Raw genomic sequence first — 19530 nt, 5'->3', positions numbered from 1 at the left:
CCACCATGAAAGTACTGATCGTCCACGCTCATCCCGAGCCGAAATCCTTCACCGCGGCCCTGCGCGACCAGGCCGTGGCGACCCTCGAAGCCCAGGGCCACGAAGTGCAGGTCAGCGACCTGTACAAGATGAACTGGAACCCGGTGGCCAGCGACGCCGACTTCTCCTCCCGGGAAAACCCCGAGTACCTGGTGTATGCGCTGGAGCAACGCCTGGGGGTGAAAAGCCAGTCACTGGCGGCGGACATCCAGGGTGAACTGGACAAACTGCTGTGGGCAGACCTGTTGATCCTCAACTTCCCGATCTTCTGGTTCTCCGCCCCGGCCATGCTCAAGGGCTGGATCGACCGGGTACTGGTGTCGGGGATCTGCTATGGCGGCAAGCGCTTCTACGACCAGGGCGGGCTGGCGGGCAAAAAGGCACTGGTGACCGTGACCCTGGGCGGGCGCGAGCACATGTTTGGCGAGGATGCGATCCATGGTCCCCTGCAAGACATGCTGCGGCCGATCCTGCGCGGGACCCTGGCGTACGTCGGCTTCGATGTGCTCGAACCGTTCGTGGCCTGGCATGTGCCGTACATCAGCGAAGAAGCGCGCCAGCAATTCCTCAAGGACTACGCCCAGCGTCTGCAACACCTCAGTGACGATCAGCCGCTGGAATTTCCGAAGCTGTCGCAGTTCGATGAGGCGCTCTATCCACTGACCACAAAGGCCTGATCAGCACCGATACCTTTTACTGCCTGAACCACCGCCATCGCGAGCAGGCTCGCTCCCACAGTTTTGATCTTCAGTGCCCACCAAGCCCGTGGTCACCCGCGATCCCTGTGGGAGCGAGCCTGCTCGCGATGAGGCCGGCAGCCGCAACACCTCCATAGCCTGACCCACCGCCATCGCGAGCAGGCTCGCTCCTACAGTTTTGATCTTCAGTGACCAGCAATCCCGTGGTCACCCGCGATCCCTGTAGGAGCGAGTCTGCTCGCGATGAGGCCGGTAGCCACAACACCTCCATAGCCTGACCCGCCGCCATCGCGAGCAGGCTCGCTCCTACAGTTTTGATCGTCAGTGACCACCAATCTTGTGCTCACCCGCGATCCCTGTGGGAGCGAGCCTGCTCGCGAAGGGGCCGGCAGCCTCAACATCTCCTTTGCCTGACCCACCGCCATCGCGAGCAGGCTCGCTCCTACAGTTTTGATTCCCCGCAAACACAAATCCCATCCTCATTGTTCTGAATACGCAAACACTGAAGTCGCCGAGATTGGAATTGTTGGTGTATGGGCTGGCTTGTAGCCTCCATCACGCCGAACACCACGATTCGCCAATGATCGGGTGGAGCTCCAGCCAGGGCTCGTCAAGACAGACTCTCAAGCGTCGCACCTTGTTTTCGGCCTTGTACTCGTAGGGGTTCTCGTAGGTGTGAGTCCCCTTCGGGGTGAGCGGCCCAATAAAAATAAGGAAGGCAGGTATGAGTATTCGTGCATGGGTTTGCGCAGCAACCCTGTTCGCCCCCGTTCTGGGTGCCGACATTTTGTTCCCCTCGATGGCCCTGGCCGCCGACGATCCGATGGGCTCGCTGGTGCGCAATGTGTTCGGCGACAGCCTGGAGCGTGACCACGGCATCAAGATCTACGGCTGGGCCCAGGCGGGTGTGATCTATAACAACAACGGCACGGATGACGTCAGCAAGCAGAGCTTCTTCAACACCGATGAAGGGGTGAACCTCAACCAGTTCGCCCTGGCTGTGGAGAAGAAACCCAAGAGCAATGTGGTCGGTCGCGTGGGGCCATTCCCGGGGCCCATGCCGCAGGAAGCCGACTGGGGTTTCAACGTCACGACGCTGTACGGCAAGGATGCGCGATTCTTCAAGACCTACGGCTGGGACGAGGACCTCAGCGCCAATCGCAACAACAAGCCTGAAGACCCGGCGCTGACCATTGCCCAGGCCTACGTCGATTTCTACTTCCCGGTGCTCGGCGGCTCCGACCTGATGATCGGTATCTTCCATACCCCGCTGGAAAACGAAATCGGCTTCGCCTTGCCGTCCCCGGCACCGACGGATTTCTATTCCCACACCTATTCCTTCATGCACGGCCCGGCCAAGCATGCCGGTGCGCTGTACTCGTTCAAGCTGCCTTCGGCACCCGGCGAAAGCATGCTCGGCTTCGAACTGGGCGTGGTCCAGGGCTGGAACAACCTGCAGGACCCCAACCACGACCCGGACGTGATCGCCAACCTGCGCTGGCGTTCGGCGGACTTCAACACCTGGATCGACTGGGAAAACATCTACGGCAACGGCGCCGGCGACAGTTTTGCCGAATGCAGTTGCGGCTCGCCGATACCGGCGGGCACCAAGGATGACGACTACAAGCGCCTGGCCTCCTACCTGACCTTGTCGCAAGTGCTCGACCCGAACAACCGCGTGGCCCTGGAGCTGAACTACGGCAAGCAGGAGCAGGGCGCTTTCGCCGGGTTCGCCAACAAAAAAGACGGCACCTGGTACGGCACCGATTTGAACTGGTATCACAAGCTCAGCGAAAACCTGATGTGGAACAGCCGCGCCGAGTGGTTCTACACCGACGCGCCGGTGCACGTGATGATGGCCAACATCGACCCCAATACCGGTATCCCCGATCCAACCTGGGGCAGCTTCTACGGGGTCACCACCAACCTGGCCTGGACGCCGACACCCAACGTTCGCCTGCGCCCGGAACTGCGCTACGACATCCACTCCGGCCCCGGTCGCGATGCCTACGCCGATGGGGAAAAGGACTCGCAGGTCGTCGCGTCCTTCGACGTCACGCTGTTCTTTTAAGACCTCTCGCGATTACCCCGACCCTGCGTGATGGCCTCGCCACACGTTGCGACCCCGTTCGACCCGGCTATTGGAGTACCTACATGACAGACAACAACGATAAAAACCTGTTTGGCCGCGATTTCTCCCGCCGCGATTTCCTGCGTGCTTCCGGTGTTGCCGCCGGTGGCGTGGCACTGGCGAGCATGCCGTTCAAGTTCGCCATCGGCGCTGAGCGAGTGATCCGCCTGGGCTATGTCAGCCCGCAGACCGGGCCGCTGGCGCCGTTTGCCGCGGCCGACAACTACATCATCGAATCCCTCAAGCAGGTGCTGAAGAACACCATCGACATCGGCGGCAAAGCCTATCGCCTGGAAGTGATCGTCAAGGACAGCCAGTCCAACCCCAACCGCGCGGCGGAAGTGGCGAGCGAGCTGATTCTGTCGGATCAGGTGGACCTGATGCTGGTGTCGTCGACCCCGGAAACCACCAACCCGGTCTCCGACCAGTGCGAGATCAACGAGATCCCCTGCATCTCCACGGTTGCGCCCTGGCAGCCCTGGTTCTTCACCCGTGGCGGCAAGCCGGACCAGGGTTTCGAATGGACCTACCACTTCTTCTGGGGCCTGGAAGATGTGATCGGTGCCTACACCGCGATGTGGGGCGCGATGCCATCCAACAAAGTGGTCGGTGGCCTGTTTCCCAACGACGGCGACGGCAATGCCTGGGGCGATCAGAAACTCGGCTTCCCGCCGGTGCTGGCGCAGAAGGGCTTTCAGCTGGTCGACCCGGGCCGCTTCCAAAGCCTGACCGACGATTTCTCGGCGCAGATTGCCGCCTTCAAGAAGGCCGAGGTCGAGGTCGTGACCGGCGTGGTGATTCCACCGGACCTCAGCACCTTCTGGACCCAGGCGCGCCAGCAGGGCTTCAAGCCCAAGGCCGTGTCGGTGGGCAAGGCGTTGCTGTTCCCCACGGCGGTCGAGGCGCTGGGCAAGGCCGGCAACAATCTGTCGACCGAAATCTGGTGGAGCCCGACGCACCCGTTCAGTTCGTCATTGACCGGCGCCAGCGCCGCGCAGCTGGCCCAGGGTTTCACCCAGGCCACCGGCAAGCAATGGACCCAGCCCCTGGGCTTCGTGCACGCCCTGTTCGAACTGGCGGTGGACATCCTCAAGCGCACCGAAGAAGTGGGTAATGCCCATGCGGTGCGCGATGCCTTGCTCAAGACCAACCTCAACACCGTGGTCGGACCGATCAACTGGAACGGCGGGCCGGTGAAGAACGTCGCCAAGACCCCGCTGGTCAGCGGTCAGTGGCGCCTGGGTAATGACAGCAAATACGACCTGATCGTGACCAACAATGCCACCGCACCGGCGATCCCGCTGGGCGGCGAGATGCAGGCCATTACCTATTGATCAGGCTTCAAGGAACAGGGTGCACCATGCAACAACCACTTCTGCAAATGAGCGACGTGCACAAGAGCTATGGCTCGGTAAAGGTTACGGACGCCATGAGCCTGGACCTGCAACCCGGTGAGGCCCTGGGCATCATCGGCCCCAACGGTGCGGGGAAAAGCACGCTGTTCAACCTGATCGCCGGTGGCGTGCCGGCAGACAAGGGCACCATTCGCTTCGAAGGCCGCGATGTCACTCGCGAGCCGGTGTTCAAGCGCTGCCGGCAAGGCATCGGCCGTTCCCACCAGATACCGCACCCGTTCGTGAAAATGACCGTGTTCGAGAACCTGCTGGTGGGCGCGACCTTCGGTGCGCAGCTGCGGGACAAGGAAGCCAGCCAATGGTGCGCGCAGACCCTGGAACTCACCGGGCTGATGCGCAAGGCCAACGTACTGGCCGGCTCCCTGACGTTGCTCGACCGCAAGCGCCTGGAGATGGCGCGCGCCTTGTCGACCCGGCCGCGCCTGCTGTTGCTCGATGAGATCGCCGGCGGCCTGACCGAACCGGAATGCCTGGCGCTGGTGGAGACCATCCAGGGCATCCACAAGTCGGGCGTCGCCATCATCTGGATCGAGCACATCGTGCACGCCTTGCTGGCGGTGGTCAGTCGCCTGACGGTGATCAACTTCGGCGCCAAGCTGGCCGAAGGCGAGCCGCACAGTGTGATGGCCGACCCCCGGGTCCAGGACATCTATATGGGCATCGGGAGCTGAGCCATGCACACAAGTCTTTTGTCCATCGACAAACTCTGCGCCGGCTACGGCGACTTTCAGGCGCTGTTCGATATCAGCCTGACCCTGGAGGCCGGCGAAACCGTGGCGATCATCGGCTCCAACGGCGCCGGCAAATCGACCTTCCTGCGTTCCCTGGCCGGGTTGATCAGCAACCAGCCCGGCGCCATCCGTTTCAACGGCCAGGCCATTGGCGACATGGCCGCCAATCAGGTGCTGGAGCGCGGTATCGCGTTAGTGCCCGAAGGCAGAAAGCTGTTCGCTTCGCTGAGCGTCGAGGAAAACCTGCTGATCGGCGCCTACAGCAAACGCCCCGGGCCCTGGAACCTGAAACGGATTTACCAGTTGTTCCCGGTGCTGGAGAAACTGCGCAAGCGGCCCGGCACGGCGCTGTCCGGCGGCCAGCAGCAGATGGTCGCCATTGGCCGGGGCCTGATGGCCAACCCGCAGTTGCTGTTGTGCGACGAAATCAGCCTGGGCCTGGCACCGACCACGATCAAGGACATCTACGCCGCGCTGCCCTCGATCAAGGCCGACGGCACCACGGTGATTCTCGTCGAACAGGACATCAATCAGGCGCTGAGTGTGAGTGACCGCTTCTATTGCTTCCAGGAAGGGCGCGTGTCCCTGACCGGGCGCCCTGGGGATGCGGACAAAGCACAAATCAAAGCCGCGTATTTCGGGATCTAGTGATGGAATGGCTCAATACTTTGCTTCAAGGCGTATTACTCGGTGGCCTGTACGCGATGTTCGCGGTGGGGCTGTCGCTGATGTTCGGCATCATGCGCCTGGTCAACATCGCCCATGGCGACTTCATCGTGCTGGCGTCGTACCTGGCGCTGGTGGTGGTCAACCGGCTGGGTTTCAGTCCGCTGGCGAGCCTGCTGATCGTGGTGCCGCTGATGTTCTGCTTCGGCTACCTGCTGCAGCGATGGTTGCTCAACCGCACGCTGGGTACGGACATCCTGCCGCCACTGTTGGTGACGTTCGGCCTGTCGATCATCGTGCAAAACCTGCTGCTGGAATTTTTCAGCGCCGACAGCCAGAAGCTGTCCCAAGGCGAGCTTGAAGTCGCCAGTGTCGGCGTTGGCAGCCTGAGCGTCGGTGTGATGCCACTGATTGTGTTCGCCAGCGCGTTGCTGATCATCGGCGGCCTGCAACTGCTGTTCTACAAAACCTCGCTGGGGCGGGCGTTCCGCGCCACCTCCGATGACCAGCACACCGCCCGGCTGATGGGGGTGAACAATGCGCACATCTTCGGCCTGGCCATGGCGCTGGCGATGGCGGTGGTGTCGATTGCCGGGGTGTTCCTGGCGATTCGCACCAGCTTCGACCCCACCGTGGGGCCTGCGCGCCTGTTGTACGGCTTCGAGGCGGTAATCATCGGCGGCCTGGGCAGCCTGTGGGGCACGCTGGCGGGCGGGGTGATCCTCGGTGTCGCGCAAACCCTGGGGGCGAAGATCGATCCCGGCTGGCAGATCCTTGCCGGTCACCTTGTGTTCCTGCTGATCCTGGTCCTGCGTCCACGCGGCCTGTTTCCCCGGAGTGTCGACTGATGAATGCCTTGAACAATCCCGCGCCGGTGTATCGCGTCCAGCGCACGACCACCAGCAGCACCCTCGGCCTGTCGCTGCTCGGGCTTTGCGTGCTGGTTTTGCTCAGCGCGCCGCTGTGGGCCGATCGCGCCAGTCTGCGGCTGGTGGTGGAATTCGCCTATTACCTGGCCCTGGCGCAAATGTGGAATCTGCTGGCGGGCTACGCCGGCATGGTCTCGGTGGGGCAGCAGGCTTTCGTCGGCCTGGGCGGCTATCTGCTGTTCCTGCTGGCGAGCCAGTTCGGCGTACCGCCATTGTTCGCGGTTTTGCTCTCGGGCGTGCTGGTCGCGGTGCTGGCGATTCCCACCGCGCTGGTCGTGTTTCGCCTGCGCGGCGCCTACTTCGCCATCGGTACCTGGGTGGTCGCGGAGGTGTTCCGCCTGGGTCTGGCGCAGATGAGCAGCCTCGGTGGCGGCTCGGGGCAAAGCCTTCCGGCGGCGATCGTGCGGCAGATCGGCAATGACCGCGACGGGCGCGAAACCCTGATCTACTTCACCGCCCTGGCCATCGCCATTGCCGCAGTGGCAGTGGTGTTCTTTGTGCTGCGCTCGCGACAGGGCCTGGCACTGGCATCGATCCGCGATTCGGAGCCAGCCTCCGGCAGCCTCGGGGTGGATACCTTTCGCACCAAACTGATGGTCTACGTGCTGGCCGCAGGGTGTACGGGGGTGGTCGGGGCGTTGATATTCCTGCAAAAACTGCGGATCTCCCCGGACGCGGCGTTCAACCTGCAGGACTGGACCGCCGTGGTGATCTTTATCGTGATCATCGGTGGCATCGGCACCCTGGAAGGCCCCTTGATCGGCACCTTGATCTACTTCGTGCTGCGCGGTTGCCTGGCGCAGTACGGCGCGGTGTACATGATCATCCTCGGCCTGGTCGCGGTGGTGATGATGCTCAAGGCGCCGCAAGGGGTGTGGGGGCTGATCAGCGAGCGCCTGGGCTGGCAGATCTTCCCGATGCAACGGCGCCTGACTGTTCAAAACGACAAGTAGTGTTCATCCCTGCGGCGAGGGGATTCATCCGTGGCGAGGGAGCTTGCTCCCGCTCGGCGGCGTAGCCGTCGCAAACCCGGGCAACGCGGTGTAACTGACTACCGCGGTGTCTGGTTTTGGGGCCGCTTCGCGACCCAGCGGGAGCAAGCTCCCTCGCCACGGATAAATCCTCTCGCCGCAGTGTTTTTGATGCGAATTTTTCCGCCACCGCTGTTTGCAATTCACGAACACAGAAGTCGCTGAGTTCGCAATTGTTGCAGGGTAAGGCGGGCCTTATCGTGACTCCGTAGCGCAATGGCAAACCTGATCGTTGCGCACACGAAAACAATAACAATATCCGGAGTATTTCGATGAGAACTGGATTCAGTCTCGCGATGAATGTGGCAGGCCTGGGTCTGTGTGCAGCGGGTGCTTACCTGTATCCAAGCTGCGAGGCACAGGCATCGGGCATTCCATTTGCCAGCAATCGGCCACAAAGCTTCCAGTTCAGCTCGGACTTCACCGAGCCCTACAACTCGGTGGGTCAGGAATTCGAATACAACAACGACCGCAAGCGCTTCGACGACCACGGCAACAAGGTCGCAGGCCCCGGCACCGAAACCTACGTTGGCCTGACGTCGTTGCTGCACTACTGGAAGATGGACGGGCTGCCCAACACCGGCTTCATCGCCAGCATCACCCTCCCTGAAATCGCGGTTCGCGGCAACGGTACGCGGGTCAGCGGCTTCGGCGACCCGCTGGTCGGCGGACTGGTCTGGTACAACCCGACACCGCTGCGCACCATCGGCATGCAGGCTTATGTGCAACTGCCGACCGGCGCCGATTCGGTAAGCAGCGACACCTATGCCTTGTGGCCTTCGCTGTTCTACAACGAATGGCTGGGCAAGGTGAACATCGACCTGCTGGTGGGCGCGATCATTCGCGGCGACGGCCCGCATCACACCGAACCCGGCGACACCGGCCACGCCAACCTGCGCCTGGGCTACAACATCGTCGACCGCCCGACCTACCAGGTCATGCCTTTCCTCAGCGCCGACTACCAGAAGACCTTCAGCTCCGACGATCGGGACAACAACAGCATTGCGTTCTCGGATTCCAACGAAACCGCCCTCGGCGCCGGCGTGCTGTTCCAGCTCAAGCCCGGCGTGCAGAAAGTATTCAACCAGAAAATGTGGGACCAGGTGTCCATCCACTATTCCAAAGGTGTGGAAGGGCGCAACACCACGGTCACGGATGGCTTGTTCGTGCAGCTCTGGCATTACTGGTGAGTGATCGATGACTGCCTGTTTAGTGTGATTTGCCTGTGTGGCCGCTACCTGTTCCGGAGAATAAAAATGACTGAAGAAACCGAAAAACTTGCACTGTCTCGCCGAAGCTTCATCAAGGCCGGCGCCGCCGGAACCGCAGTTGCCGCGCTGTCGGGCGTGGCGGCACGGGCAATGGCCACAGAAGAACTGCCCTTCGACAGGGAGCACGACATAGTCGTGGTCGGCGGTGGCGGCAGTGGCTTGCCGACCGCGCTGTTCGCCCGCTGGCTGGGCAACGACGTGGTCATCCTGGAAAAGGCCGGCAGCCCGGGCGGCACCGCGGCCAAGGCCGCGTTCTGGTACTGGGTGCCGAACAACAAGCCGATGCGCGACGCCGGCATCGTCGATGAGAAAGCCGACTACATGCGTTACGTCGCGCGCCTGAGCCGCCCGCAATCCTATGATCCTTCGTCACCGAAACTCGGTCTGTCGGATTGGGAATACGAGATGTGCGAAGCCATCTACGACAGCGCATCGCCGGCCGCCGAACTGCTGGCCGAGCGCGATGCTCTGCCTTACCGCCACTGCCCGGACGTGCCGGACTACTGGTATGAACTGCCCGAAGACAAGGCCAAGAAAGGTCGCGTCCTGCTGCCCAAGGACGCGCGGCCGAGCATGTCCGACGGCGGTCGCGTGGCGATTCGCACGCTGACTGCGGCCGCCAAGCGCGACGGCATCCAGATTCGTACCGGTGAGCGCGTGGTCAAGGTCATCCAGAACGACAAGGGCGAAGCGGTCGGTGTCGAAGTCGAGACCGAAGAGGGCACCCGGCAACGGGTCAGGGCGCGCAAGGCGGTGATCTTCGCCACGGGTGGCTTCACCCACGATCCGGAACTGCGCCGCAACTTCCTCAACGCCCCGGTCTACGGCGGCTGCGCGGCCCTGACCAACGAAGGCGATTTCATCCGCATTTCCAGTGACCTGGGGGTGCAGTTGCGCAATATGAACTACGCCTGGTCGTGCCCGATCCTGTTGGAGAAAGCCCTGGCCAAGGACGGTTCGATGTCCGGCATTTTCACCATGACCGGCGATTCGATGCTGATGGTGAACAAGTACGGCAAGCGCGTCGTCAACGAAAAGACCGTCTACAACGAAATGGTCCCGACCTTCTTCCAGTGGGATGGCGACAAGTCCGAATACCCGAACCTGGTGATGTTTTCGATCTGGGACCAGCAGGCCCAGGACAACTGCTTCAGCGACGAATACGGCTCTCCCATCGTGCCCAAGGGCGGCAACGACCGTCATGTGGTGCGCGGCGAAACCCTGGAAGAGCTGGCGAAGAACATTGCCGAACGGCTCGACAAGCATGCCGCCGACATCGGTGGCATGAAGCTCAGCCCGGATTTCAACCTGAACCTGAAGGCCACGCTCAAGCGCTTCAACGAACTGGCGAAAACCGGCAAGGATCTGGACTTCCATCGCGGTGAGCTGGTGATTCAGGGCGTGTTCACCGGGCCCGTCAAGGCCGGGCGTACCGGCAACCTGACGATGTTCCCGCTGTCCGCGAAAGGCCCGTACTACGCGGCGCTGATCACCGGCGGCAACCTCGACACCAAGGGCGGGCCGAAAACCAACTCCCACGGCCAGGTGCTGAACAACGCCAATGCGCCGATTCCCGGCCTGTACGGCGTCGGCAACTGCGTGGCTTCGGCTTCCGGCCGGGCCTACTGGGCCGGTGGTTCGACCCTCGGCCCGATCATCGCCTTCGCCTATCGGGCGGCGAATCAGGCGCACAAGGAACCGGTGCGCAACTGAACCTGGCCGCAGCCGCGATCGTTCGTGGCTGCGTAACCCGTGATTGCATGAGAACAAGATTATGAGCCACTTCATCCCACGCGCCGCGGCACTGTTGCTGCTGACGGCAAGCATAGGCCTGGCGGGCGGCGCTGCGGCCGACGAGCTGGAAATCGCGCAGAAAATGGCGACCAACCACTGTGCGGTCTGCCACACCTTCGACAAGGGCGGGCCGCCGGGGCAGGGGCCCAACCTGTTCGGGCTGATCGGTCGCAAGGTCGCCAGCGAAAGCAACTTCACCTACAGCGATGGCTACCGCAAGGCCATGGACGGCAAGGTCTGGGACGAACAGCTGCTCGATGCCTGGCTGACCGATGCCCAGACCGTCGCGCCGGGCAGCGCCATGGTCTATTCCCAGGACGACCCGGCCAAGCGCCAGAAGATCATCACCTACCTCAAATCGCTGCACTGACAGTGCTTCACAACATACTCATAACGAATCGGAGACAGCCATGATCAGCACCCAGACGATGACCGACGAACAACGCAAATCGGTGGCCCTTGAATACCTCAAGGCCTTCGACAACGGCGGTGTCACCTCCACCGGCGGCAGCATCCTCGACCTGTTTGCCGAAGACGCCCAGGTCCTGTTCCCGAAATGGGGCTTGGCGACCGGCCGCGAACAGATCGGGCAGATGTTCGGCGACCTGGGCGCACGCTTGAAGTCGATCACCCACGACTACGCGCATTTCAACTGGATACTCACCGGCACCGACACCCTGGTGTGTGAAGGCACCAGCTTCGGCGAGCACGTCGACGGGCCGTGGCGCGCGGGCGTGCCAACGGCGGCGAGTGCCGGTTACTGGGTCGACGTGTTCGAAATCCGCGACTTCAAGATCCAGCGCTGCTTCATCTATCTGGACCCGGATTACGGCAACAAGGACACCGCGCGCTACCCCTGGCTCAATCGCTGAACACCGAGGGGCTCGCAGCACCCCTCACTTGTAGGAGCAAGCATGCTCGCGATGGAGGCGCAGGCACTGAGGGGTGTCAGGCCGCCAGCGTTATCGTTCACGTCCATCGCGAGCAGGCTCGCTCCTACAGTTTTGATCTTCGGTGAACACAAATCCCGTGGCCACCATGGATCCCTGTGGGAGCGGGCTTGCTCGCGATGAGGGCTCAATCGCTGATCACCGAGGGGCTCGCAGCACCCCTCACCTGTAGGAGCGAGCCTGCTCGCGATGGAGGCCCAGGCACCGCGGGGTGTCAGGCCGCCAGCGTTATCGTTGACGTCCATCGCGAGCAGGCTCGCTCCTACAGTGGATCGGGGGTATTCCCGAAACCCATTCGCGATCTCGGGATCTGGAGCGCAGGCCGCCAACAGGCTAACCTCGCGGTACGCCAATAATAAAAGCCTCCAGAGAACCTGCCCCCATGGACCGTTTACTCAGTGTCGAAGCCTTCGTGCGGGTGGCCGAGACCGGCAACTTCGCCAAGGCTGCCCAGCAACTGGGCGTGACCCGTTCAGTGATCACCCACCGCATCCAGCAACTGGAACAATTCATCAACGCGCCGCTGTTCCACCGCAGCACCCGCCATGTGCGGCTCTCCGAAGTGGGGGAGACGTACTACAAGGAGTGCGCGGACATGGTCGCCGGTTTCAACTCGCTGACCGAACACATGCGCGAACTGCGGGCCAAACCCACCGGCAAATTGCGCGTGCAGATGCTCCCGGGCTTTGCCATCAGCCATTTCGGCCACCTGCTCGCCGAGTTCACCCGGCTGTATCCGGACATCGAGGTCGATGTGATCGTCAATGACCGGGTGGTGGACCCCATCGAAGAAGGCTTCGACGTGGCGTTCCAGATGTTCCCGCCCATGGCTGAAACCCTGATCGAGCGCAAGCTGTTCACCGTGCGCCGCCTGTTCTGCATGTCCCCGGACTACGCCAGCGAATTCGGCGTGCCGACCCACCCCCAGGAGCTGCTGCAACACAAGATCGCCTTGTACGAGGGCTATCCGTCGCGTAACCGCTGGGTCTTTAACCGTGAAGACGAACAGGTCGAACTGAGTCTGCCGGGCCAGGTGCGTTCGAATTCGGTGCATTTGTTGCGCGATTACGCACAGACCGGGGTGGGGATTGTCTGCCTGCCGACGCTGGTGGCCAGCGAAGATTTGCAGAGCGGACGGCTGATTCCGGTGTTGTCCGACTACCTGTTGTCGTCCTTCAGTTTCTCCGCGGTGTACCCCGCGACCCAACGCAGGGCCCTGAAAGTGCGGACCTTGATCGACTTTCTGGTGGACAACTTCGGCGACGAACCCTACTGGGACGTGCCTTTGCTGGAGCGTGGCTGGATTCGCTGAACACCCCCGTCCCTGTAGGAGCGAGCCTGCTCGCGATGGGCGTCAACGATAACGCGCTATGCCTGAATGAACGCTTTGCCCGGGCGTTTTTCGCGAGCAGGCTCGCTCCTACAGAGAAGCCTGTGCGCCGCAGTGTTCGCGTTTTGCAAACACTGTTGTCGCCGGTCAGCTAATTGTCCCTGGACCTGTCGCGACGTACTGTTGGCTCACGGTTACTACAACAACAAAACGGTGAGAACCATGAGTAGCGCAGCAATCGAAACGGTCTTCGGCTCGCTGGACAAGTACAGCAAAGGCTCGGTTGAAATCATCAGCGGCCAGGCCAGTCACTACGCTTTTTCGAACATCTTCGAAGTCGCGGATAAATCCCTTCCCTATGAAAAGGTCATCGTCGGCTACAACCTCGGCTACGTGATCGAAACCCTGCGTGCCGAAGGCCAGTCGCCCTGGTACACCGCCGCGCACGATGAGTTCGCCATTGTCATGGACGGTGAAGTGCGGGTCGATTTCCTCAAGCTCGATGCGCCGCTCAAGGACAGCGAGGGCACGCACCTGGCCGGTGAAGTGCCAGCGGGCAAACCCATGGGCTACGTGCTGCTCAAGCGCGGCCATCAATGCCTGTTGCCGGTGGGCACGGCGTATCGCTTCGAATCCAGCCGCCCTGGCGTGATCCTGCAGCAGACCATCAAAGGCCCGTTGTCGGTCGAGAAGTGGGCAGACATCTGCTTCAAGTGATCTGTTCGATCCGACCGTCCATTCCCAAACAATAAAAGGAATCCCGCCATGGCCATGCTTGAAACCGCTGCTGAAACCGCACTGTTCGCCGACGATGAAGTCCAGGCCAGCGCGCCTCATCCCGTCACCGGCTACTGCTCCTACAAACTCGGCGCCTTCGAACTGTCGCGCGACGAGTATTTCGCCCGCATCACCTGGCCTGCCAAGGGCCAGACCCGCTCGCACCTGATCCCGGTCGACGCGTTCCTGCGCGCCATGATGCGCGACGTGGCCTGGGGCTTCTTCTACGGCTGGGTCAACTTCGACCACGTCATCGGCACCCGCAACTACTACGGCAAGGTCGACCTGTACGCCGGTACGTTCAACGGCACGCTCAAGGCCGCCGGCGTCAACTACACCGAAAACTTCGAAACGCCGCTGATCATGGCCACCTTCAAGGCCATCCTGCGCAACTGGACCAACGCCACCTTCGACCCGTTCGCCGCTCCGGAAGAGACCGGTAGCGCATTCGGCCGCAAGAACGGCGACAACATCGAAGCCATCGAGCGCTTCCGCATCGCCACCAAGCGCATGCCTGGCCTGCCGGATGACTCGCCGCTGCGCAACGATCTGCCGGTCAACCGCCAGTTCATCGACGTGTCCCAGGAAGAGCCGGAAGTCCACGCCGCCGAAGGCTTCGAGGGCGAACTGCATGCCTTCAGCCTGTTCAAGTACCTGTCGCGCTCCGACGTGACCTGGAACCCGTCGGTGACTTCGGTGTGCAAGGCCAGCCTGTTCTGCCCGACCACAGAGGAATTCATCCTGCCGGTGTTCCACGGCAATGACCGCATCGAGTGGTTCCTGCAGCTGTCCGACGAAATCATCTGGGACGTGGGCGACAAGGATGACGGCAATCCCCGTGCGCGCATCACCATGCGGGCCGGCGATATCTGCGCCATGCCAGCCGACATTCGCCACCAGGGTTACTCGACCAAGCGCTCGATGCTGATGGTCTGGGAAAACGCCACGCCGAACCTGCCGCAACGCTACGAAAGCGGCGAGCTCACGCCGTACCCGATCGAGTTCTGAGACCTCGCGTCCTGCCCGGCGGCTCGCCGGGCCATGCTTCCAGCCATTGAGTCAGACACTGCGCCACGCGCGCGGTGCGAGGAAACCATTATGCAAAATCAGCTCTATATCGATGGCCGCTTCGTTGACGCGGTCGCTGGTGGCACCATCGACGTCGTGTCGCCCCATGACGGTTCGTTGATCACCCGCATCGCCGCCGCCGAAGCCGTTGACGTTGATTTGGCGGTCGCGGCCGCCAAGCGCGCGTTCCCGGCGTGGTCGGCGCTGGGGGCGGCCGAGCGTGGCCGCTTGCTGCTCAAACTGGCGGACAAGATCGAAGAGTGCGCCGAAGAGCTGGCCCGCCTCGAATCCCTGGACACCGGGCACCCGATTCGCGACTCCCGTGGCCTCGACGTACCGCGCACCGCCGCGTGTTTCCGCTATTTCGGCGGCATGGCCGACAAGATCGAAGGCGCGGTGATTCCGGTGGAGGCCGGGTTCCTCAACTATGTACAACGCAAGCCGATTGGCGTGGTGGCGCAAATCGTGCCGTGGAACTTCCCGCTGATGTTCACCAGCTGGAAAATGGGCCCGGCGCTGGCGGCGGGCAACACCATCGTGATCAAGCCGTCGGAGATCACTCCGCTGTCGACCCTGCGCATCGCCGAATTGATGACCGAAGTCGGCTTCCCCAAGGGCGTGGTCAACGTGGTCCCGGGCTACGGGCATACCGCAGGCCAGGCCCTGGCCGAACACATGGACGTGGGCAAGATCGCCTTCACCGGTTCCACCGCCACCGGGCGCCGGATCGTTGAAGCTTCCAAGAGCAACCTCAAGCGCATCCAGCTGGAACTGGGCGGCAAGGGCGCCAACATCGTCTTCGAAGATGCCAACCTTGATGCCGCCGTCAATGGCGCGGCCTGGGCAATTTTCCACAACCAGGGGCAGGCCTGCATTGCCGGTTCGCGACTGATCCTGCACAAAGACATCGCAGACAAGTTCCTCGAGCGTTTCATCCCCCTGGCCAAGTCCATTCGCCTGGGCGACCCGATGAATCCCGAGACCGAAATGGGTCCGCTGACCTCGGCGCTGCACCGCGACCGCGTGATGGCCTACATCGATATCGCGATCGAGCAGGGCGGCAAGATCCTCGCCGGCGGCAAGGCCCCGGACGACAAGGCCCTGGCCAATGGCTTCTATGTGGAACCGACCATCGTCGAGGCCAAACCTTCGGATCGTGTCTGCCAGGAAGAAGTCTTCGGCCCGTTCGTCACCGTGGTGCGCTTCAGCACTGACGAAGAAGCCCTGGCCATCGCCAACAGCACCGAGTACGGTCTGGGCAGTGGTTTGTGGACACAGAACCTGGCCCGCGCGCACAAAATGGCCAATGCCATTCACGCCGGCATGTGCTGGATCAACTGCTACAAGCGCGTCAGCCCGGGCAGCCCGTTTGGTGGTGTTGGCCAGTCCGGTTACGGCCGCGAGATGGGCTTCGAGGCGATCCACGATTACACCGAGGCCCGTTCGGTCTGGGTCAACGTCGATGCCAACATCCCGCCGCACTACAAACGTTGAGGCCTGCCATGAATCCGTTTATCTACCAAAGCCTGCCGACCCGCGTGGTGTTCGGCTGGGGCAAGCTCTCGGCGCTGGCCGAAGAGATCGAGCGCCTCGGCGCGCGGCGTGCGCTGATCCTCACCACTCCGGAACAGCAAGGGCTGGGCGAGCGGGTCGCGGCGTTGCTCGGTGATCGCGCGGCAGGGGTTTATCCCAAAGCGGTGATGCACGTCCCACTGGAAGTGGCGCAGGCGGCCCGTGTCGAAGCCGCGCGTCTGGATGCCGATTGCTGCGTGGCGATCGGCGGTGGCTCGACCATCGGCCTGGGCAAGGCGATTGCCATGGATTCCGGCTTGCCGATCGTCGCGGTACCGACTACCTACGCCGGGTCGGAAATGACCCCGATCTATGGCCTGACCGAGAATCGCCTGAAGAAAACCGGGCGCGATCCCAGGGTCCTGCCCAAGACCGTGATCTACGATCCGCAATTGACCCTGACCCTGCCGGCGCAGATTTCCGCCTGCTCGGGCATGAACGCCATGGCCCACGCGGTCGAGGCGCTCTACGCCCAGGACGCCAACCCGATCATCAGCTTGATGGCTGAAGAATCGATTCGTTCGCTGGCGCAGTCGTTGCCGGGGGTGGTCGCCAACCCGGAAGATCCGCAGGCACGCGGCCAGGCCCTCTACGGCGCGTGGCTGGCGGGCATTTGCCTGGGTTCGGTGGGCATGGCCTTGCACCACAAGCTGTGCCACACCCTGGGCGGCACCTTCAATTTGCCCCATGCCCAGGCCCATGCGATCGTTCTGCCCCATGCTGCGCATTACAACCGTGAAGCGGCGGCGGGGCCCTTGCAACGCGCCGCGCGTGCGCTGGGTGGCAGCGAGGCCAGTGAAGTCGGTGCCTTGCTGTATGCGCTGAACCAGAAACTGGGCATTCCCCTGGCGTTGGCCGACATCGGCTTTCCGGCCAATGGCCCGGCTGAAGCGGCGCAAATTGCCTGCGCCAGCCCGTACTACAATCCGCGGCCGTTCGAGCAAGACCCGATCGAAGCCCTGCTGACTCGAGCATTGAAGGGTCAGGCGCCAGCCTGATCTCTCCAGGCTGGCAGCGCCCACCATCTCATCGGAATAACAACAATGACCGATCAAGACAAAGCTGCGGAAACCCTGATTTCCCGGCAAGCCGTGAACAGCTTCGATGGCGCGCCCAACGCGCGCTACAAACAGATCATGCAAAGCCTGACCCGGCACCTGCATGCGTTCGTCAGTGAGGTCGAGCTGACCGAGCAGGAGTGGTTCGAGGGCATTCGCTTCCTGACCGACACTGGCCACAAGTGCGACGGCTTGGTGCGCCAGGAATTCATCCTGCTGTCCGATACCCTCGGCGTGTCGATGCTGGTGGATGCGATCAACCATCGACACACCGCCACGGCGACCGAAACCACGGTGTTCGGGCCGTTCTATATCGACGGCATGCCCGATCGCGAATTCGGCGAAAACATGGCCTTCACCTCGGGCGAGACGGCGCTGGTGCGCGGACGGGTGGTCGATGTCAACGGCAACGCCCTGGCCGGCGCGATACTGGACGTGTGGCAAACCGCCGAGAACGGCATGTATTCCGGCCAGGACACCGAGCAGCCGTTCGGTAACCTGCGAGGTCGTTATCGCACCGACGCCGACGGCTGTTTCGCGATTCGCACCATTGTCCCGGTGGCCTACCCGATACCCACCGACGGTCCGGTGGGGCGCATGCTCGATGCGGCCAACCGCCATGCCTGGCGGCCGGCGCACCTGCATTTCATGATTGATGTGCCGGGCTATCGCAAGCTGGTCACGCACCTGTTCAACCACGATGACCCGTATCTGGCATCCGATGCGGTGTTTGGCGTGAAGCAATCGCTGCAGGTGATCTACGAGGACTGTGCCCGCCACGACGAGGTGTCCGCCCGGTTGGGCATGGCGCTGCCGTTCAAGCGTGCGTGCTACGAATTCGTCATGGAAAAGGCCTGAGTCATGGGCCAGTTCTTTGCGGTATTCGCCACGGACCACCCGGGCTCCCTGGCCCTGCGCCAGCGCCTGCGCCCCAGCCATCAGGCGCATTTGCGCGCCACCGACAGTCACCGGGTGGTGGTGCGCTTCGGTGGCCCGACCCTCGATGATGCCGGCGAGTCGATGAATGGCACCTTGCTGGTGATCGAGGCGGGCAGCCTGCCGGAAGTGCAGGCGTTCCTTGAGGATGACCCTTACGTCCAGGCCGGATTGTTCGCCAATATCCAGATCCGGCCCTGGAACTGGAGCCTCGGCAACCCGGAAATGCGCGGTTGGCCATGACCACGACCCTGACCACCATCACCTTGTGCCAACTGGACGACATCGCCGACGGCGGCGCCCTGGGCCTGCCACAGCACCGGCAGCTGCATCCCGCCGGTCTGGTGGCGGTGCGCCAGGGCGATCAGGCGTGGGTGTACATCAATCGCTGCCCGCATTTTTCCGTGCCGCTGGACTTTCGCCCCCAGGAGTTCTGTACCTATCGCGGCAAGGTGCTGATGTGTGCCCATCACAGTGCGATGTTTCGCTTCGAGGACGGGCATTGTGTCGACGGGCCGTGCAAGGGCGCGACGCTTGAGGCGGTGGCGGTCCGCCGGGTGGAAAATAGTCTGGTGATGGAGGTCCGGGAGGAGGGCTGAACTACACTCTTTCGAGATGAATCACGCGCATTTCGGAGGACATCATGAAAAGGTTGCCGCTCGTCGGCCTGTACCTCGTAGTGTCGGTTTTCAGCGCCCAGGGATGGGCCCAATCGGTGGTGCCGCTGAAGGGGCAGAGTTCGCAGCAGACGCAGGCCGATATCACCGAGTGCAACAACATCGCCGCCAGCCAGACGGCCTCGACCTCCACCACGCCTTCCGGAGGCCGGATCAAGGGCGCCGCGGCAGGCGCGGCCGCCGGAGCCACCGCCGCCCAGGTGCGCGGCCGTCAGCACGACGAGTTCTATGATCGCGTCGATAGTGACAAGCAGCAGGATTATCGCCAGAACCAGGCCAAGCAAACCGCTGCGGCAGGCGCCGTGGTCGGTGCCTCTCGCCAGCGCCAGGAACGCCGGGCGCAAAACAAGACCAACACCGCCAATACAGCGACGGCCTATACCAGTTGCCTGCAGGGCAAGGGGTATCAGGTCAATCCCTGACAACACACATCCCCTGTAGGAGCGAGCTTGCTCGC

At 62.6% G+C, this 19530-nt stretch carries 20 protein-coding genes; all 20 read left to right on the top strand.

From position 1 onward, the window contains the following. Positions 1-5: 5 nt before the first annotated feature. Complete coding sequence (locus ABTV29_RS16575) at positions 6-716, top strand: NAD(P)H-dependent oxidoreductase (RefSeq protein ID WP_433765517.1); 711 nt, start codon at positions 6-8, stop codon at positions 714-716. Positions 717-1461: 745 nt separating this feature from the next. Then, positions 1462-2808, top strand: a complete 1347-nt coding sequence (locus ABTV29_RS16570; protein WP_433765516.1) for an outer membrane beta-barrel protein — start codon at positions 1462-1464, stop codon at positions 2806-2808. A gap of 83 nt (positions 2809-2891) precedes the next feature. After that, on the top strand, positions 2892-4202 hold the full coding sequence (locus tag ABTV29_RS16565) for an ABC transporter substrate-binding protein (RefSeq protein WP_433765515.1): 1311 nt from the start codon (positions 2892-2894) through the stop codon (positions 4200-4202). Between the two features lie 26 nt (positions 4203-4228). Further along, positions 4229-4954: an ABC transporter ATP-binding protein gene (locus tag ABTV29_RS16560; RefSeq protein WP_433765513.1), complete on the top strand. Its 726-nt coding sequence runs from the start codon at positions 4229-4231 to the stop codon at positions 4952-4954. A 3-nt stretch (positions 4955-4957) separates the two neighbouring features. Next, the gene (locus ABTV29_RS16555) at positions 4958-5662 is read left to right on the top strand and encodes an ABC transporter ATP-binding protein (protein WP_433765511.1); all 705 of its coding nucleotides are present in this window, start codon (positions 4958-4960) and stop codon (positions 5660-5662) included. 2 nt (positions 5663-5664) lie between these two features. Next, positions 5665-6528 carry a branched-chain amino acid ABC transporter permease gene (locus tag ABTV29_RS16550; protein ID WP_433765510.1) on the top strand — a complete coding sequence of 288 codons (864 nt, stop codon included), beginning with the start codon at positions 5665-5667 and terminating at the stop codon, positions 6526-6528. Next, positions 6528-7562 carry a branched-chain amino acid ABC transporter permease gene (locus ABTV29_RS16545; RefSeq protein WP_433765508.1) on the top strand — a complete coding sequence of 345 codons (1035 nt, stop codon included), beginning with the start codon at positions 6528-6530 and terminating at the stop codon, positions 7560-7562. Before ABTV29_RS16550 ends, ABTV29_RS16545 begins: the two co-directional genes overlap by 1 nt. A 350-nt stretch (positions 7563-7912) precedes the next feature. Next, positions 7913-8830 carry a transporter gene (locus ABTV29_RS16540; protein ID WP_433765507.1) on the top strand — a complete coding sequence of 306 codons (918 nt, stop codon included), beginning with the start codon at positions 7913-7915 and terminating at the stop codon, positions 8828-8830. Between the two features lie 66 nt (positions 8831-8896). Continuing rightward, positions 8897-10624 carry an FAD-dependent oxidoreductase gene (locus ABTV29_RS16535; RefSeq protein ID WP_433765505.1) on the top strand — a complete coding sequence of 576 codons (1728 nt, stop codon included), beginning with the start codon at positions 8897-8899 and terminating at the stop codon, positions 10622-10624. Positions 10625-10685: 61 nt separating this feature from the next. Beyond that, entirely contained in the window at positions 10686-11075 is a 390-nt protein-coding gene (locus ABTV29_RS16530) for a c-type cytochrome (RefSeq protein ID WP_433765503.1), read from the top strand. Between the two features lie 40 nt (positions 11076-11115). Next, on the top strand, positions 11116-11577 hold the full coding sequence (locus ABTV29_RS16525; RefSeq protein ID WP_433765501.1) for a nuclear transport factor 2 family protein: 462 nt from the start codon (positions 11116-11118) through the stop codon (positions 11575-11577). Positions 11578-12037: 460 nt separating this feature from the next. Next, a complete protein-coding gene (locus ABTV29_RS16520; protein ID WP_433765499.1) occupies positions 12038-12967 on the top strand; it encodes a LysR substrate-binding domain-containing protein in 930 nt (309 codons plus the stop codon). 240 nt (positions 12968-13207) lie between these two features. Then, positions 13208-13702 carry a hydroxyquinol 1,2-dioxygenase gene (locus ABTV29_RS16515; RefSeq protein WP_433765497.1) on the top strand — a complete coding sequence of 165 codons (495 nt, stop codon included), beginning with the start codon at positions 13208-13210 and terminating at the stop codon, positions 13700-13702. 48 nt (positions 13703-13750) lie between these two features. After that, the gene (locus ABTV29_RS16510; protein WP_433765495.1) at positions 13751-14770 is read left to right on the top strand and encodes a hydroxyquinol 1,2-dioxygenase; all 1020 of its coding nucleotides are present in this window, start codon (positions 13751-13753) and stop codon (positions 14768-14770) included. Between the two features lie 90 nt (positions 14771-14860). Continuing rightward, positions 14861-16324: an aldehyde dehydrogenase family protein gene (locus tag ABTV29_RS16505; protein ID WP_433765493.1), complete on the top strand. Its 1464-nt coding sequence runs from the start codon at positions 14861-14863 to the stop codon at positions 16322-16324. Between the two features lie 8 nt (positions 16325-16332). Beyond that, on the top strand, positions 16333-17400 hold the full coding sequence (locus tag ABTV29_RS16500) for a maleylacetate reductase (protein WP_433765491.1): 1068 nt from the start codon (positions 16333-16335) through the stop codon (positions 17398-17400). A gap of 45 nt (positions 17401-17445) precedes the next feature. Continuing rightward, positions 17446-18318, top strand: coding sequence for a dioxygenase (locus ABTV29_RS16495; protein WP_433765489.1), 873 nt, complete (start codon positions 17446-17448; stop codon positions 18316-18318). Between the two features lie 3 nt (positions 18319-18321). Next, positions 18322-18639: a YciI family protein gene (locus tag ABTV29_RS16490; RefSeq protein ID WP_433765487.1), complete on the top strand. Its 318-nt coding sequence runs from the start codon at positions 18322-18324 to the stop codon at positions 18637-18639. An 8-nt stretch (positions 18640-18647) separates the two neighbouring features. Next, positions 18648-18995 (top strand): Rieske (2Fe-2S) protein, encoded by a 348-nt coding sequence (locus ABTV29_RS16485; protein ID WP_433771910.1) that lies wholly within the window; start codon positions 18648-18650, stop codon positions 18993-18995. Between the two features lie 44 nt (positions 18996-19039). Beyond that, positions 19040-19495, top strand: coding sequence for a hypothetical protein (locus tag ABTV29_RS16480; RefSeq protein ID WP_433765486.1), 456 nt, complete (start codon positions 19040-19042; stop codon positions 19493-19495). Positions 19496-19530: the final 35 nt, after the last annotated feature.

The sequence above is a fragment of the Pseudomonas putida genome, from assembly GCF_050989985.1.
Taxonomy (GTDB): Bacteria; Pseudomonadota; Gammaproteobacteria; order Pseudomonadales; family Pseudomonadaceae; genus Aquipseudomonas; species Aquipseudomonas putida_AI.
The sequence above is the reverse complement of the archived record's forward strand: the minus strand, read 5'-3'. Positions and strand labels throughout refer to the sequence as shown.